We start from the raw sequence: 17,558 nt of genomic DNA, 5'->3' as shown, positions 1-17,558 counted from the left end.
TTATCGTAAAAAATGTCTATTTAACAACTATTTAGTGGTTTTTTCTTAGTTTTTAGAGTTCTTTACTAAATATTATTGTCTCAAGCGCGGTTACTTACTATCTATAATAAGGTTATCGTAAGTGACGCAACCTCTCTTATTGTCACTCTTTTTAGGGTAAACAAAGTGCTTGAATACAGAGCGTCAGATATTCAAGATAAACAAGTGCACCGTTATTAAGTTATTGTATGCTTAGCTCTAAATGCTAGACATGACAATATAACAAATGATGCTTAAATGAATGGCATTAGATATCACTGATTGAGTAACTGGCATTTAAGGGCGTAGATTCTCCCGTTGCCAAGGGCTGCTACTTACTATCTTTTGATACACGGACCACATGTCAAGACATCAGCTAATGACCAGGAGGGTCAAGGGTTTTACTTTCTCTTAGAGTATGATGTCTATCGAGCATTGCACTATTTGCCAATTCGAACACACGAATATCCACTATCAGCCCGTTCTGCTTACGGGTACCAACTTATACTCCGCATTGGAAATGTAAGTTGCCCGTCTACTTAAAAGGACAAGCTATGTCAATGATTTCCTCACAAACACACCTGGCCACGCCAGATGATTTTTCTGATAATTGCGGTTTTGGCCTAATTGCCCATATTGAGGGTGAAGCGAGCCATGATTTGGTAAAAACTGCCATTCATAGTTTAAGTTGTATGACACATCGCGGCGGTGTTGCTGCTGACGGTAGAACTGGTGATGGTTGTGGCTTACTATTAGCGACGCCTACCGATTTCTTTAAACAGATTGCTGACGAGCAGCAATTTTCCATTACGGACAACTTTGCTGTCGGTATGGTGTTCGTTAATTTAGATAGCGATAAAGCCGAGCATAGCCAACAAGTATTAAGCGATGAGATTACAGCCCAAGGATTAGAAGTGGCTGGCTGGCGTGATGTACCACTCGACTTGAGTATTGTTGGTGAGATTGGTCGTGAGACATTGCCAGACTTTAAGCAAGTGTTTGTTAATGCGCCAGATGACTTGGCTGCTGACGACTTCAACCGTAAGCTGTTTGTTGCACGCAAAAAAGCAGAGCAGCGTTTGACGGATGATGAGCTATTTTACGTTTGTTCATTGAGTTGTCAGACCATTATTTATAAAGGCTTGGTAATGCCTTCAGATTTACCAGCGTTTTTCTTGGATTTGCAAGATGAGCGTTTGGCGTCACATATCGTAGTCTTCCATCAGCGTTTCTCAACCAATACCTTGCCGCGCTGGCCATTGGCACAGCCATTCCGTTATCTTGCGCACAATGGTGAGTTAAATACCATTACAGGTAACCGCAACTGGTCTAAAGCTCGTACGCCAAAGCTAAAATCAGACAAACTGCCTAACTTGAATGAGCTGACACCACTTGTAAATAGTACCGGTTCAGATTCATCTAGCTTAGATAATATGCTCGAAGTGCTTATGTCTGGTGGTATGAATCTGTTCCATGCAATGTCTATCTTGGTACCGCCAGCGTGGCAGAACGTTGATAGCATGGATATGGATCTGCGTGCGTTTTATGAGTTTTACTCACAGCATATGGAAGCGTGGGACGGTCCAGCAGGTCTAGTCATTCAAGATGGACGCTATGCGGTCTGTATGCTCGATAGAAATGGTCTGCGCCCATCACGTTGGGTAACCACTAAGAATGGTTATATCACTGTTGCATCAGAAGTGGGCGTTTGGGATTACGAGCCACAAGACGTGTTAGCCAAAGGTCGCGTTGGACCTGGTCAAATGCTGGTCATTGATACGTTGACTGGTCAAATTCTAGATACAACAGCTATTGCAACTTTACTAAAAACGGCGCATCCATATCGCAAATGGTTGCGTGAAGAAGCGACGCGTGTCCGTGATGATGAACGTCTAGAAGAAACGTTGGCGACGCAAGCGTGCCGAGGTGATAAACTCAAAGCACTACAAAAGATGTATCACATCACTAATGAAGAGCGTACAGAAATCATTCGCCCTAATGCTGAAAATGGTCAAGAACCAGTCGGCTCAATGGGTGACGATACGCCAATGGCTGTACTGTCGCAGCAAATTCGCCATGTCGGTGATTTCTTCCGCCAACAGTTTGCACAGGTGACCAATCCGCCAATCGATCCATTGCGTGAATCAATCGTGATGTCGTTGCAGACCTGTTTAGGCGCTGAGACTAACGTATTTGCGCCATCTGCGAGAGATGCGCATCGTATTATTTTGTCATCGCCAGTATTGTCAGCCAGCAAAATGCAGCAGCTTGAAACCTTGGATGATCCAGCGTTCAAGATGGCTCGCATTGATCTGAACTATGACCGTACTTTAGAGTTATCTGATGCTATCGTGGCTATTTGTGAGCAAGTGGCAGATAACATTCGCTCAGGTAATACATTGATTGTCTTGTCTGATAAAGATATCGATGCAGACAAAGTACCCGCTAACGCCATTATGGTTACTGGTGCTGTGCATCATTATCTAATCGCGCAAGGTATCCGTACTGATGCTAACTTAATCATTGAGACGGGTCTTGCCCGTGACTCGCATCAAATAGCGGTATTGATTGGCTTCGGTGCAACTTGTGTATATCCATATCTAGCATATGATGTCATTGATGATTTGGTCGCGACTGGTGAGCTACTTGGTGATCCGATTCAGGCCCGTGTTAATTTCCGCAAAGGCTTAGATAAAGGTTTGCTAAAAATCTTGTCAAAAATGGGTATCTCTACCATTGTTTCTTATCGCGGTGCGCAGTTGTTTGAAGCAGTCGGCCTATCAGAAGAAGTCGTCAATTTATGCTTTAAAGGCGTACAAAGTCGTATCAAAGGCGCTACCTTTGCAGACCTTGCTGCTGATCAAGCACAATTGGCTGCCAATGCGTTTAAGCGTCGTGCCCCTCTAGATCAAGGCGGTCTGCTTAAGTTCGTCTTCAACAAAGAGTACCATGCCTTTAACCCTGATGTGATTAACAGCCTGCATACCGCGGTGCGTACTGGTGATTATGATAATTACCGTAATTATGCCGATCTAGTTAATAGCCGTCCGGTTGCGACCTTACGTGATTTATTGCAACTGAAAACTGACAATAGTATCGATGTCAATGAAGTGGAAGATATCTCTGAAATCTTGACGCGTTTTGACTCAGCTGGCATGTCATTAGGGGCGCTATCTCCTGAAGCGCATGAGTCAATTGCGATGGCTATGAATACCATCGGTGGTCGCTCAAATTCTGGTGAAGGCGGTGAAGATCCTGCGCGTTATGGCACATTGCGCAACTCAAAGATCAAGCAAGTTGCCTCTGGTCGTTTTGGGGTCACACCTGCCTACCTTCGTTCCGCTGAAGTCATGCAGATTAAAGTAGCTCAAGGTGCCAAGCCTGGTGAAGGTGGACAGCTACCTGGTGGTAAAGTCAATGCGCTGATTGCACGTTTGCGTTATTCAGTGCCAGGTGTGACTTTGATTTCACCGCCGCCGCATCATGATATTTATTCTATCGAAGATTTGGCACAGCTGATTTTTGATTTGAAGCAAGTCAATCCAGATGCACTGGTATCGGTTAAGTTGGTTTCACGTCCAGGTGTCGGTACGATCGCGACAGGCGTTGCAAAAGCCTATGCCGATCTGATTACTATCTCGGGCTATGACGGTGGTACGGCAGCGTCTCCGTTATCGTCTATCCATCATGCAGGCTCGCCATGGGAGCTAGGTTTGGCTGAGACTCACCAGTCTCTACGAGTGAATGGGTTACGTGATAAGGTACGTGTCCAGACTGACGGTGGTCTAAAAACAGGACTGGATGTAGTAAAAGCTGCTATCTTGGGTGCAGAGAGCTTTGGCTTTGGTACCACGCCGATGATTGCAGTTGGTTGTAAGTACCTTCGTATCTGTCATTTAAATAATTGCCCGACAGGTGTTGCTACTCAAAAAGCCAAGCTGCGTGATGAGCATTTCATTGGCGAAGCAGAAATGTTGATTAACTTCTTTAAGTTTGTCGCAACCGAAACGCGTGAGTGGTTGGCAGCGCTAGGTGTTCGTAGTATGGAAGAGCTGGTCGGTCGTACTGACTTGCTCGATATCTTAGAAGGTAATACGGACAAGCAGCGTCATCTTGATTTAACGCCATTGCTATTTAGTCACCCAGCCAGCGTAGGCAAAGCCCAAACTTGTCAGGTTGAGCGTAACGAGCCGTTTGATAAAGGCTTGCTTGCTGAGCAGATGATTAGCGATATGCTTGTGAATATTCGTAAAGGGGCAGGCGGCGACTATAGCTATTTCGTTGGTAACTGTGACCGTTCTATCGGTGCTCGTATTTCTGGTGAGATTGCGCAAGTCTGGGGCAACCTTGGCATGAGCGATATGCCAATTAAGCTTCGTCTAACTGGTACGGCAGGACAAAGTCTGGGTGTATGGAATGCTGGTGGCCTAAATATCGAGCTTGAAGGCGACGCCAATGACTATGTGGGTAAAGGTATGGCAGGCGGTGAAATTGTGATTTATCCGCCGAAAGACTCAAACTTTGTAGCACAAGAAACGGCCATCATTGGTAATACCTGTCTCTATGGTGCAACTGGCGGTAAGCTATATGCTGCTGGTACAGCAGGTGAGCGTTTTGGCGTTCGTAACTCTGGTGCACATGCAGTCATCGAAGGCACAGGCGACCATTGCTGTGAATATATGACGGGCGGTATCGTCACGATTCTTGGCCGTACTGGACTCAACTTCGGTGCTGGTATGACGGGTGGTTTTGCGTATGTACTCGATATGGAAGGCGACTTCTTTGACCGTTGCAACCATGAGCTAATCGATCTAAACCGTATTTCAAGCGAGCAAACAGAAGAGCATCGCATTCATTTGCAACAAGTGATTGAAGCTCATGTAGATAAAACAGGCAGTGCATGGGGTCAGACAATTCTGAACGACTTTGAGCACTATGTTCGTAAGTTCTATTTGGTGAAGCCAAAAGCGGCGAACATTGCAAGCCTTCTTAAAACTACCATGGCCGACCCACAATAGCCGATACGTAACTGCCTATCGTATCAATGGAATGCATTGATGGATTGTATTGATGGATCGGCAGTCGCTTTAATCAGGTTAGCCAGCGTTCCGTTTTTAGAGACGTTTTAACTCACAGGTTTTCAGCAGGTACGTGACAGCAGCGATATATGTCTTAAATTTTAGACAAACCAAACATCGTTGACTGTCGCCACCCACTGCAAAAGAGCCTTATATAAAAGAGATAGCACCATGGCAAAACGCTTAGAAAATAACTTCCAGTTTTTAGATGTACCGAGATTTGATCCAACCAAAAAAGACATTGCAACGCGTTCAACAGAGTTTGTTGAAATTTATAAACCTTTCGAAAACGAAGCTGTTGCTCAGCAAGCGCATCGCTGTCTTGAGTGTGGTAACCCGTACTGCGAGTGGAAATGTCCAGTACACAACTATATTCCTAACTGGCTAAAGTTGGCGACAGAAGGTCAGATATTTCAGGCAGCTGAATTGTGCCACCGTACCAATACCTTGCCTGAAGTATGCGGACGAGTTTGCCCACAAGATCGTCTATGTGAAGGCGCTTGTACGTTAAATGATGGTTTTGGTGCAGTGACCATTGGTAATGTTGAAAAATATATCAACGATACTGCGTTTGCACTTGGCTGGCGTCCAGATATGTCTGAAGTCGTTTGGACAGATAAAAAAGTCGCTATCATTGGCGCGGGACCAGCAGGTCTGGGTTGCGCGGATATTTTGGTCAGAAATGGTGTCAAACCAGTCGTCTTTGATAAGCGCCCTGAGATTGGTGGCTTACTGACATTTGGTATTCCTGAATTCAAAATGGAAAAAGACGTCATGCGCAATCGTCGTGTGATCTTTGAAGACATGGGTATCGAATTCCGTTTAGAGACAGAGATTGGTACAGACGTCACGATTGATGAGCTATTGGCTGAGTATGATGCGGTCTTTATGGGTATGGGTACATACACCTATATGCGCGGCGGCTTCGCTGGTGAAGAGCTGACAGGCGTCTACGATGCGTTAGATTACCTGATTGCCAACGTGAACCGTTGCAATGACTGGGAAAAAAACGCTGAAGAGTACATCGACTTTAAAGGTAAAAAGGTGGTGGTACTTGGTGGCGGCGATACAGCAATGGACTGTAACCGTACCAGTATCCGTCAAGGCGCCGAAAAAGTAGTTTGTGCTTATCGCCGTGACGAAGAAAACATGCCAGGTTCACGCCGTGAAGTGGTCAATGCTCGCGAGGAAGGCGTCGAGTTCTTATTTAATCGTCAGCCAACCGAAATCATTGGCTTAAACGGTAAAGTTAACGGCGTAAAAGTCGTTACTACTCAGCTAGGTGCACCAGACAACCGTGGTCGTCAACGCCCTGAGCCAATTCCTAATTCTGAAGAGATCATCCCATGTGATGCAGTCATCATGGCCTTTGGTTTTAGACCAAGTCCTGCTGATTGGTTTGAGTCTCAGCAGGTGGGGATGGACAGCTCTGGTCGTGTACTAGCAGCCGAAAAGCAAACCTTCAAATTCCAGACTCAGAATCCTAAAATCTTCGCTGGTGGCGATATGGTGCGTGGTTCTGATTTGGTTGTGACCGCGATTTGGGAAGGCCGCGAAGCTGCGGAAGGTATTCTAGACTACCTAGAAGTGTAATACGCTAGCGCAATAGACTATTATTCATTAACACTGACGCAGTTCTCAATGAAGAATTTGACGAGTCATTTGATAAGTAATCTTCAATAGCGTAGATTTCAATATAGTGTGCTAGGATATTTTTTATAACGCCTTTTACCTGTGAATAATAGGTAGAAGGCGTTATTTTTTGCCCGTCATTTTACTGATAGAATATTAACTTATACTTACCGCTAGTTATTGAGATATTTTAATAACCCTTTATTAAGATGTCTCACTTAAATATTCCACCCAAAAAGAGTAGCCTTGCGTGAAACCCACCCTTTATCAGCGTATTACTGCTCCATTTGTCGAACCCTATGTTCGCTACCAACATGCAGATATCCTACATGCCACCCGATTAGGTACGGCTGTGATACTGGCTTTATTGGTCAATAAAATCACCAATCTTCCGCACGGTGAATGGACGACTATTACCGTATTTATTATTCTAGGGTTATTGCAATACCAAGGCGCTATTTATACTAAGGCGAAAGAGCGCGTGATTGGTACTTTATTAGGTATTGGTACTGCGCTTGGGGTGTTATGGTTTAATCAAAATGCGGGTGCATGGCTATGGGTAGACTATGCGCTTATTGGTTTGCTCAGTGGCATTATTGGCTATCTAGCCGTCAGACAGCTCGGGTATACAGGACTGTTAACGGGTATCACTATGTTGATGATTGTCTCTGATTTAGGCAATAATAGCATTGGTCAAGACGGCATCTACCGCGCATTAAATATCTTACTGGGGACAGGCGTTTCGGTAGCAGTGACGCTGATTTTACCGCTCAAATCAACGTTGATGTGGCGATTTTTATTGAGTAGCAATCTTGACGCGTGTAGTAGCCTCTATGCTGGCGTAGGTCATCATATTGACGCAACGGATGGGGTAGTGGACGACTCTAACCAAAAGTTAAACCCAGCGGCTTTTCCTGTTAAGGAAATACCCGTTGATAGAGCATTGGTCACAGCGTTACAGCAGATCAATAAACGCTTGCTAGCCGTGCGCCCCCATATCGCGGCGACAGCTAGTGAGTCAGGAATCGAAAAAGAAACATTAGAAACGATCCAGCGTACTCATCGTAATATTATCGGAACGATTGATCTACTGTTAAGTGCGGCACCGCGCTTGGCAAATATCGAAATTGATGAAGAAAACCATGTTTTATTGGTACATTATCAGCATGAGCTAACCCAAGCGATGCAGCATATGGCAGCGGTATTACGTAGTCCAAGTGATGAAGTATTTCGACCCATTACTCGTATTGCTGTCTCGGAGTATCCAAGCGTACAGCATCTGGCGTTTGAGTGGCAGGGCTATTTTTGGTTGACACAAACCTTGCAGACTCAGTTGCAGCAGCTGAGTGATTTACTACAAACATCGAAGCCGCATTGGTTTGCTGCATCTGGTCTGGGCTATCAACGCCGCGAGCAGCGCCGGATGAAAGAGCAGGGCGGCGAGACGGATTTACATTTATAACGAACAAAAAAACGCTGACCATTTAGGATCAGCGTTTTTTATTTTAAAAGATTACTTTATTCTAAAATGCTAAATCAAAACTATTAACGACCAGTCTTTAGCTTATCCCAGTACTGTTGATACACTTGCAACGCTTCATCACCTACATCTTCTTGGAACTCAGCTTTTGCTAAGACTTCTTTAGAAGGATAAATCGTTGGATTGTTTTGGACGCTCTCATCCATCAGCTCACGCGCTGCTATGTTTGGTGATGCGTAGCCGATCTCTTCGCTAACGATTTTTGCATTTTCAGGACGCAACAAGTAGTCAATAAACTTATGTGCTGCATCAACTTGCTTGGCGTTTTTTGGAATGACAAAGTTGTCCATCCATAAGATAGCGCCTTCGGTTGGATACTTATAAACCAAGCTAGTCAAACCTTCGTCATTGGCCATGACTGCTTCACCATTCCATGTCATACCAAGCGCAGTCTCACCCTCGATATACGGCATACGTGTCGCATCAGAGTTAAAAGTTTTGACGTTTGGCATCAACGTGGTGAGCTTATCGTAAGCGGCTTCGATTTCGTCAGGATTGCTACTATTACCTGAGTAGCCAAGAGTCAGCAGTGCCATACCAAAGACTTCACGCACGTCATTGGTCAGCATCACCTGACCTTTATACTTAGGGTCCCATAGGTCATTCCAGCTATTGACAGTTTTCGGATCGACACTGTCACCGTTAATGGCTAGACCGGTGCTGCCCCACATATAAGGGATAGAGTATTTGTTATCAGGATCAACTTTGGTATTGGTAAATGAGGTATCAAGGTTTTTAAAATTGCTCAATTTAGATTTATCTAGTTCTTGCAACAGCCCTTCTTTCGCCATTTTTTCGACGTAATAAGTCGATGGAATCGCTAAGTCATACTGACTAGAATCATCCAATAGTTTGAGCTTGGCATACATCGCTTCGTTAGAGTCAAATGTGGTGTAATTAACTGAGATGCCAGTCTCTTCTTCAAAACCGTCTAAAATCTCTTGCGGCATATATTCTGACCAGTTGTAAAGGTTCAGTGTCTCATTGCTCGCCGCAGCACTGCCATCCGCTGCATTATCAGAGTTGCTACAGCTGGCAAGCACTAAGCCGACAGCCGCTGCTAACAATGCTTTAGGCACTATTCGACCGACACTAGCCGAGGTGTGAGTAGTTGGATGGGACGACGATAAATGGGTCAAAATATCTCTCCTAAATAAAGATAATGCAAATCAGAAAAATTCAATAAAAAAACCAAAAAGATAAAAGCCTGACATGGCCAATAAAACTATTATGGTCATTAATTTACACAATTTAAAGGGTTATTATTAAGGCAATACTTAATAATACTAATAAAAATAGCCAGTTGGGCTAATGAGATGAGTAGAAAAACTAACTCAATGACAGCTAATTCTGAGTAGAATTGCTAGCGAGCTGCTAACGTCGAATCGAAAAAAGATAGCATATAACCATGCTATGATTGGCGCAGGCCGAAGTATGACGAACATCATCTAAGCAGATATAAGCCTTTGGCTCTAAGACACTAACCATACCATAATAATAAGGGATACAGCACAATGACCGAAAGTACCTCAACTCAAAACACCTTGAATAAAAGCCACTCAGTTATACCAGCATTGCTTACGGATAAAGTCGCCATAGTCACTGGTGCCAGTCGTGGGCTTGGTGCACAAATTGCACAGCAAATGGCAGCAGCAGGCGCTATCGTTTGCGTCAACTACCTCAATAGTAAACAGGCTGCTGAGGCGGTAGTGGCTGATATCATCGCGACAGGCGGTCAAGCATTTGCTTATCAGGCGGATGTCACCGAGCTTGAGCAAGTACAAGGCATGGCAGCTGAAGTCACCGCTCGTCATGGTCGTATCGATATATTGGTCAATAATGCCTTGCCAAGTTACCAGTTCAATCCAAGCGCTGCGTACACCAGTATTGAAACAGTAAAGTGGTCGCACTTTTCACAACAAATGGATGGTATTGTTAAAGGTGCGGTCAATATGGTGCAAGCGGTGCTGCCGCAAATGAAAGCGCAGCAAGTAGGCAAAATCATTAATATCTCAACCAACCTTGTCTATAATCCGGTGGTTACTTATTACGACTATACGACTGCTAAATCGGCGCTAATAGGGCTGACACGTAACTTGGCATCTGAATTGGGGCAGTATGGTATCCGCGTCAATCTACTGGCAGGCGGACTTTTAAAGACGACTGATGCGAGTAGCCTGACGACAGAAGAGGTATTTGATTATATCGCGACTACAACACCGCTGCGCCAAGCGACTTCGGTAGCTGATTTTGCCAATTCAGTATTGCTCATGGCGTCTGATTTGAGCATGGCTATTACTGGACAATCTATCGCCGTCGATGGTGGATTGACTATGCCTTAATTGAGGCCTTAACTGATGCCTTAACGTTCGATTAGACTGGTAGAAGAAAAAATGATCGTCAAGGTATTGGAGTCATTGCTAAAGATTTCATTTGTATTTTCTATATAAAATTAGCTCATAACAAAAAGCCCTTACTACTCGGTTAGTAAGGGCTTTTTTTAAATGAACGTTAATGGCTTTATGTGCCTGAACAGTCTTACGACTTCATTGCTAACTGATTAAGCACGGTTTGAATACCATACTCTTCGATCGTCCCAGTGACGAAATCAGCGCGTTCTATTAAAGCTGGCTGTGCATCTCCCATTGCGACAGCAAAGCCAACCAAGTCGAACATTTCTAAGTCATTCATACCATCACCAAATGCCATACATTCGCTTGCATCTACCGCATAGTACTCGCACATATCTTTGATACCGCGGGCTTTTGATGCATCTGCTGGCAAGATATCGGCACCAATCTGATGCCAATGTACCAGCTTTAAATCATACTGGGCAAAATCGATGTCTTGCATCTTTTCTTGTTGATTGTTAAAAAATACCGAGCACTGATAGACAGTATTTGATTTGTAATATTCAGGGTCAAGAATCGAATTGGGTGTGACCGCATTGAACTCGCGTAAACGTTCATTTTCACCTGACCAAGCGATATGAGTGGCAGAGTCAAACTTATGAATCAAATCACTCTGCTGGCATAGGCGTACGATTTTATCTGTCTGTTCAGCAGTTAATGGGTAGTGGCTGATTCGGCCGCTTTTATCAAAACTATATTGTCCATTCATACAAATAATGGCGTCCAATATATCTGCATCAAGCAACGCTAGAATGTCTTCAGGCAGTATGGCTTTAGAACGACCAGTGGAAATCACTAGCTTAATATCGGTATCTGCAAGCTGCTCAAGCGTCGCTTTATTGTGTTCAGCGATGATGCCGTTACGGCTCAAGGTATCATCGATGTCAAAAAAGATGATTTTTGGGGTCGAAATCTTAGTAGTCATACTTTCTTTGGCAATCTTATCTTCGATAAACATGATGATCCTATTATTTTTAGTCGTGTAGATACAATGATTCAGATACTACTACAACATACCCAATCAGATAAATACCTATCGAGTAACCTATGATGCTGCAAATATGCTTATTGAGACAGTATTTGGATGTAGCCTGTAGAACCGCTCATTGCTTGTCCAGAGGATTAACAAAAATGCTAAACGATATGATTAACTTAACCGTGTTTATTTATTATAAAGTTATATTCAATTATCAAAACTAATCTACGAAATAAGATGGACTATCGTTATTAATGCATCAGCTATCTAAAGGAACAAGTATGAACTTTTTCACCTTAAAATCGGTTACAGTTTTGGCAACAGTAGCTTTATCTGCTAAAGCTTTTGCAATGGATGTTGAATTTAATGATGCTGCTTGGGATGGCAAGAAAATACCTGAGGGGCAGCAATGTTTAAACTATGATGGTAAAAGCCCAGCCACGCCTAGCATGACTGTTTTAAACATTCCTACAAGAGCTGAAAGCTTGGTGTTCGTCTACAACGATGTAAGCAATAAACGTATGCAGCATGGTGGCCATGGCATTGTCGAGTTTGCACTACCAGAGGGTGCTACGAGCGCAGAAGTGCCACGAGTATTTGGTCATACTTACGAAGTACCAGTAGGTATTGAGATGGTCGCAGAATACCGTAACCGCAAAGGTGAGGCGGGCGGTGCATATAAGCCGCCTTGCTCTGGCGGCAAGAACCATCTGTATACGGTAGATGTACAAGCATGGCAGGGCGATTCGGTACTTGCTGAAACAACAGTTGAGATGGGTCGTTATTGATACGTTAGCTATTCAATTAATATGCAACAATTAGTATGCAACAAAGCCGTCTATACAAAACTGTTTATACATAGCGTAGACGGCTTTTCATTGAGGGCAGGTTATGTTTGATATACCTATAAACAGGCTAGCTTAATAGACATTAAAGACCCTGATTAATGCTTGCAGGGCTTAGTCTATAAGCAAACGTGGCTCAGTCATATGAGGGCGTTGAGGCAGGGCTATAGGAGAATATAGATTAGGCTTGTTAACTATTTGAATAATGCCAAGATACTGAACGTGACAACTTTGTAGTATAATTTTACTACTATGGATATCGGTATGCTATATCATTGAAACTTCTATGTTATAAATCTAAAAAAATCATAGCAAATGATAAAAAACGTTATTAATTATACTTTATCTTAAAGTATACCTTGATTTGAATGAATTTTTTATAAATAAGGTTTCTTATGAACATAACTACAAGCCAACCTTCAGAAGATAGAAAAAGGCATGGCGAGCATATTCTTATCCACATGACATATATCGCCAAAAATGTCGATCTAGATTCGGGGATTGAGCTGACTCGCGCACTTGAGTACTGGCGCAGATATTTTGAAGAAAACGATATCGTTTCAGCTTTAGTCATTAGTGAAGGTTATTTCGTTCAAAGTTTTCAAGGGACAAGGCCTGCTATCAATACTGCCTTGGAAAAGATACTTGACGAGCATTCAACTATTGTCCCTAATATTGTGAATATAGAGGAAATCGAATCGCGCCAATGGAAAGGGTTTTTAGTTAAACATCTAACCTCAAGCGTTGAAGATGAAGAGCATGCCCTAAAGAACTTCTCAGCAGGCTCTGACTACAATCCTTATCTAATGAAAAGCTCTCAGATTGAAAGCTTCTTGAAGGCGGTTTTTGAAAATGCTGAATCTAATTAATTTTTAATGAGTAGCATTTATTTCTTGAATATTTGCCTCTTATAGTTGTTAGTAGCACTTGCCCTAGCTAGAATAGAAAAGTCGTCCATACGTTTGTATAGGCGGCTTTTTTTTGAAAGCAAGTTAGCAGTATCGGTACAGGATGTTTTCTTAGCAATTGGACAGAATATTGGCGGATGTTCATAAGTGACTATTCATAAGTGACTCTTACAGGACTTAACTACTAAAAACGCCTTGGTGATACCTGTTTTTGTCATGTTATTTTAAGGTATGGATGATAAGAAGCTGGTCAATTCCCAAGAGTTTTATTGATTATACTTTATGATAGAGTGTATATTAATTTATATACCTACTATATAAATGGATTTTCTTATGCAAATAACGACCAGTCAAACGTCAGAAAATAGGAAAAGACATGGCGAGCATCTGCTGATTAGCCTAACGTATATCGGTAAAAACATCGAAATGAAAACAGGTATAGAGTTGACTCGTGCTCTTGAACAGTGGCGAAGATACTTTGAGGAAAGTGGGTTAGTTGCAGCGCTTGTGATCAATGACGGTTACTTTGTTCAAAACATTCAAGGTTCAAGACCGGCGGTTAACGCTGCTCTAGCGAAGATAATTGATGAGCATTTCAAGATTATTCCTAATGTTGTCAAGGTTGAAGAAATAGAAGCGCTTCGGTGGGATGGGTTCGTAACCAAACACCTGACGGAAAGTGCCGAAGATGAGGAGTATGCCTTAAAAAGTTTCTCAGCAGGTTTTGACTTCAATCCTTATCTAATGAAAAGTACTCAGATTGAAAGCTTTTTGACAGCAATATTTGAAGGGGCTGAATCCGATAGGTTTTAAGTGAGTAGCATTTACATATCATAAGAGTCATCTATTTTAATTGGCGTAAAAAAGCCGTCTATAAAGTGTCTTTTGATTTAGATAATTTTTTTATAAATAAGGTTTCTTATGCATATCACTACCAGCCAACCTTTAGAAAATAGAAAAAGACATGGTGAGCATATTACTCTAAGCCTAACGTATATTGGCAGAAATAGTGACAGTAATAATGGAATAGGGTTGGCTCGTCTGCTTGAGCAATGGCGAAGGAATAATGAAAAAAGTGGTGTAACCTCAGCGCTTGTCGTGAATGACAATTACTTTATTCAAAATATTGAAGGTCCAAGACCTCTTATCAATGAAATACTAGTAAAATTAATCAGTGAGTACTCTTACCTAGTACCCCACCTCAGTGAGATTGAGGAAATAGAAGAACGTAGGTGGGATGGGTTTTTAATAAAATATTTAACATCAAGTGCAGAAGACGAAGCATATACCCTAAAAAGCTTCTCGGCAGGTGCTGACTTTAATCCGTATCTAATGAAAAGCACTCAGATTACAAGCTTCCTGAAAACGATCTTTGCGGTTAGTGAATCCAATAAATCTTAAGTAAATTCTTGATTTTGATTGTCATAAGAAAGCCGCCTATACATTGTGTATGGGCGGCTTTTTAATAGGAGCTGTTTAATTTTATCAGCTAAGTTTTAAACTAGGATTTCCAAAATTTAACTAGTCAAACTAGCCAACCTCAACACTCGTCACGTTCTGAAAGCCTCTTGGCAACTGTCCACCACGATTACCGCGAACACCCGTATAGTTAGCCAAATCATTTGGCTTGAGTGTCACATGGCGTTTGCCAGCAGTAATGACAAGGCTGTCTTGCTGACTAAGTGGTGTGATTGCGAGCACTTCTTCACCGTCTTTTAATTTAATAAGTTTGTTCCCTTTACCGCGAGCTTGTTCAGGCAAATCATCAAGGGCAAATATCAGTAGATACCCTGCATTGGTTGCAACGGCAACATGATCAGGTGTCACACGTATATTGCTATTTTCACCTTCGGCATTGGCGGCCGTCTCTACTGGTGCGTCGATACGTGCAACAGGGAGCAAACGACTATCAGTTGCTAGGTTAATAACGTTTTTACCGGCTTTTTGATTGCTATCGAGATTACCAATGGTATTGATAAAACCATAACCTGCTGAGCTGGCAAGGATAATGCGTTGCTCGTTATCACCCGTTAATAGCTGCTCAAAGCTAGCGCCTGCTGGCGGCTTTAATACACTGGTCAATGGATCACCTTGACCACGCGCAGACGCTAAGTTGTGCGCATCGATACTATAGCTACGTCCCGTACTATCGAGTACGTAAATCCTTTCGTTTGATTTGCCGCGCACGTGCGCTTGATAGCTGTCACCTGAGCGGTAACTCATACCAGCAGCATCGACATCATGGCCCTTGGCGGCACGAATCCAACCTGCCTTTGATAAGATGGCAGTGACCGGCTCACTTGGTACGAGGTCTGACTCTTTTAGTGCCTGAGCTTCTTCGCGTTCTGCTAATGGCGACACACGCTCATTACCGTGTTCTTTCATATCGGCGGTAAGCTCATCGATCATCAGATTGGTTAGACTATCTGGATTGTCTAAGTACTCTTGAATGATGGCACGTTCGGCAGCAAGTTCGTCTTGCTCGCGGCGCAGCTCAATCTCTTCTAATTTTGCCAACTGACGCAAACGAATATCCAAGATAGCATTGGCTTGAATGTCAGTCAGGTCATAGTCCTGCATCAAGGTTGCTTTTGGATCGTCCTCTTCACGAATGATGCGAATCACTTCATCAATATTCAGATAAGCAATCAGCAAGCCCGCCAAGATATGCAAGCGTTTATCAATTTTATCTAGGCGATACTGTAAGCGTCGCGTGACCACCGAGCGGCGACAGATTAACCATTCTTCCAAGACTTCTTTTAAGTTTTTCACCTGCGGCTTACCATTTAAGCCAATCATATTCATATTGACGCGGTAATTGCTTTCTAGGTCAGTACTGGCAAATAGATGACTCATGACACGATCGACATCGACTCGCGTTGAGCGCAACTCAAGGACGATACGACAAGCGTTTTCGTGATCTGATTCATCGTGAATGTCGGTCACCCAAGGCAGCTTCTTATCAGTCATAAGCTTAGCAATTTGCTCTTGGATTTTGTTGCCCGAGACTTGGTAAGGAAGCGCATCAATGATGACGAGATTCTTTTCTTTAGAGTCAACATGAAAGGTGGCGCGCATCTTATAACTGCCGCGTCCAGTCTCGTACATCGCTTGCAAATCTTTTTTGCTGGTGATGATTTCCGCTGGTGTCGGTAGGTCAGGTGCGGGTATCGATTGGGTAAGCTGCTTGATCGATAGTTCAGGATTTTTAAGCAATCGAATAGCCGCGCGTACCACTTCATTAAGGTTATGCGGCGGAATATCCGTTGCCATACCAACCGCGATACCTGTCGTACCGTTTAATAAAATATTAGGCAAGCGGGCAGGTAGGGTAGTTGGCTCTTGCATCGTACCATCGAAGTTATCTTGCCAATCGACTGTACCTTGACCCAATTCTGCCAGCAACGTATTGGCATAAGCTGACATTTTGGCTTCGGTATAACGCATCGCGGCAAAAGATTTCGGATCATCTGGGCTACCCCAGTTACCTTGACCAGTGATGAGTGGATAGCGATAGCTGAACGGCTGAGCCATCAGTACCATCGCTTCATAACATGCACTATCACCATGCGGATGATATTTACCCAATACGTCACCGACCGTACGCGCGGATTTCTTCGCCTTGGCAGAAGACTTTAGCCCAAGCTCGCTCATAGCATAGACGATGCGACGCTGGACAGGTTTTAGACCGTCAGCGATATTTGGCAACGCCCGATCCATAATGACGTACATGGCATAGTTGAGGTAGGCCTGCTCAGTGAATTCTGCGACTGAACGAGTATCCATCGGCTCATTGGGAATAGTTGGGGCGATCGTATGATCAATAACATCAGACATAAAATAGGATTCACTTATCAGTTTTAATAGGTATAGATAGTTGGTTCAAGCATAAAAATAGGATAGTGCTATCGTAAAGGATATTGCACCAATTAAAAAGACGTATGTCAGAATATACGACATCTCGTGACGTGCTTAAAACAAGCGCTTATAAGGGTCTTTTATAGTGTGGTGATTCATAGCTTTTATAGATTAAGTTAAGTATAGTAAATCTAATATTTGTTTTTTATATGGTTAATAAATGCCTTAAGGTTGAATTCTTTTTATTTAAGACATTTTGTCTATCATCAATCTGAAAACAGTAGGTTTAGAA

The 17,558-nt window shown here is 43.0% G+C and carries 11 protein-coding genes; 8 read left to right on the top strand and 3 right to left on the bottom strand.

Annotated elements, in window-relative coordinates; all coding sequences use genetic code 11:
• The first annotated feature begins 572 nt into the window (after positions 1-572).
• The 3 genes from gltB to SJY28_RS01810 all read left to right on the top strand — a co-directional run bounded on the left by gltB (position 573) and on the right by SJY28_RS01810 (position 8,190).
• Entirely contained in the window at positions 573-5,036 is a 4,464-nt protein-coding gene (gene gltB, locus SJY28_RS01820; protein WP_379543237.1) for a glutamate synthase large subunit, read from the top strand.
• Positions 5,037-5,267: 231 nt separating this feature from the next.
• The gene (locus tag SJY28_RS01815) at positions 5,268-6,689 is read left to right on the top strand and encodes a glutamate synthase subunit beta (RefSeq protein WP_379543236.1); all 1,422 of its coding nucleotides are present in this window, start codon (positions 5,268-5,270) and stop codon (positions 6,687-6,689) included.
• 289 nt (positions 6,690-6,978) lie between these two features.
• The gene (locus SJY28_RS01810) at positions 6,979-8,190 is read left to right on the top strand and encodes an FUSC family protein (RefSeq protein ID WP_379543235.1); all 1,212 of its coding nucleotides are present in this window, start codon (positions 6,979-6,981) and stop codon (positions 8,188-8,190) included.
• Positions 8,191-8,273: 83 nt separating this feature from the next.
• Here SJY28_RS01810 and SJY28_RS01805 read toward each other — a convergent pair whose 3' ends face one another.
• Positions 8,274-9,407: a PotD/PotF family extracellular solute-binding protein gene (locus tag SJY28_RS01805; protein ID WP_057761690.1), complete on the bottom strand. Its 1,134-nt coding sequence runs from the start codon at positions 9,405-9,407 to the stop codon at positions 8,274-8,276.
• Positions 9,408-9,782: 375 nt separating this feature from the next.
• Between SJY28_RS01805 and SJY28_RS01800 the strand changes: the two genes are divergently transcribed.
• The gene (locus SJY28_RS01800; RefSeq protein WP_379543234.1) at positions 9,783-10,610 is read left to right on the top strand and encodes a 3-oxoacyl-ACP reductase; all 828 of its coding nucleotides are present in this window, start codon (positions 9,783-9,785) and stop codon (positions 10,608-10,610) included.
• Positions 10,611-10,806: 196 nt separating this feature from the next.
• Here the strand turns inward: SJY28_RS01800 and SJY28_RS01795 are convergent, their stop codons facing one another.
• Entirely contained in the window at positions 10,807-11,637 is an 831-nt protein-coding gene (locus SJY28_RS01795) for a Cof-type HAD-IIB family hydrolase (protein ID WP_379543233.1), read from the bottom strand.
• 299 nt (positions 11,638-11,936) lie between these two features.
• On the opposite strand from SJY28_RS01795, the gene SJY28_RS01790 reads away from it, so the two are divergent.
• The 4 genes from SJY28_RS01790 to SJY28_RS01775 all read left to right on the top strand — a co-directional run bounded on the left by SJY28_RS01790 (position 11,937) and on the right by SJY28_RS01775 (position 14,809).
• Positions 11,937-12,443, top strand: a complete 507-nt coding sequence (locus SJY28_RS01790) for a hypothetical protein (RefSeq protein ID WP_379543232.1) — start codon at positions 11,937-11,939, stop codon at positions 12,441-12,443.
• Between the two features lie 452 nt (positions 12,444-12,895).
• Positions 12,896-13,369, top strand: a complete 474-nt coding sequence (locus SJY28_RS01785) for a BLUF domain-containing protein (protein ID WP_379543231.1) — start codon at positions 12,896-12,898, stop codon at positions 13,367-13,369.
• 372 nt (positions 13,370-13,741) lie between these two features.
• On the top strand, positions 13,742-14,221 hold the full coding sequence (locus SJY28_RS01780; protein ID WP_191114249.1) for a BLUF domain-containing protein: 480 nt from the start codon (positions 13,742-13,744) through the stop codon (positions 14,219-14,221).
• A gap of 108 nt (positions 14,222-14,329) precedes the next feature.
• Positions 14,330-14,809: a BLUF domain-containing protein gene (locus tag SJY28_RS01775; protein WP_379543230.1), complete on the top strand. Its 480-nt coding sequence runs from the start codon at positions 14,330-14,332 to the stop codon at positions 14,807-14,809.
• A gap of 129 nt (positions 14,810-14,938) precedes the next feature.
• Here SJY28_RS01775 and parC read toward each other — a convergent pair whose 3' ends face one another.
• Positions 14,939-17,245 (bottom strand): DNA topoisomerase IV subunit A, encoded by a 2,307-nt coding sequence (gene parC, locus SJY28_RS01770; RefSeq protein ID WP_379543229.1) that lies wholly within the window; start codon positions 17,243-17,245, stop codon positions 14,939-14,941.
• Between the last annotated feature and the right edge of the window lie 313 nt (positions 17,246-17,558).

The sequence above is a fragment of the Psychrobacter sp. R86515 genome, from assembly GCF_042466315.1.
Lineage (GTDB): Bacteria > Pseudomonadota > Gammaproteobacteria > Pseudomonadales > Moraxellaceae > Psychrobacter.
The sequence above is the reverse complement of the archived record's forward strand: the minus strand, read 5'-3'. Positions and strand labels throughout refer to the sequence as shown.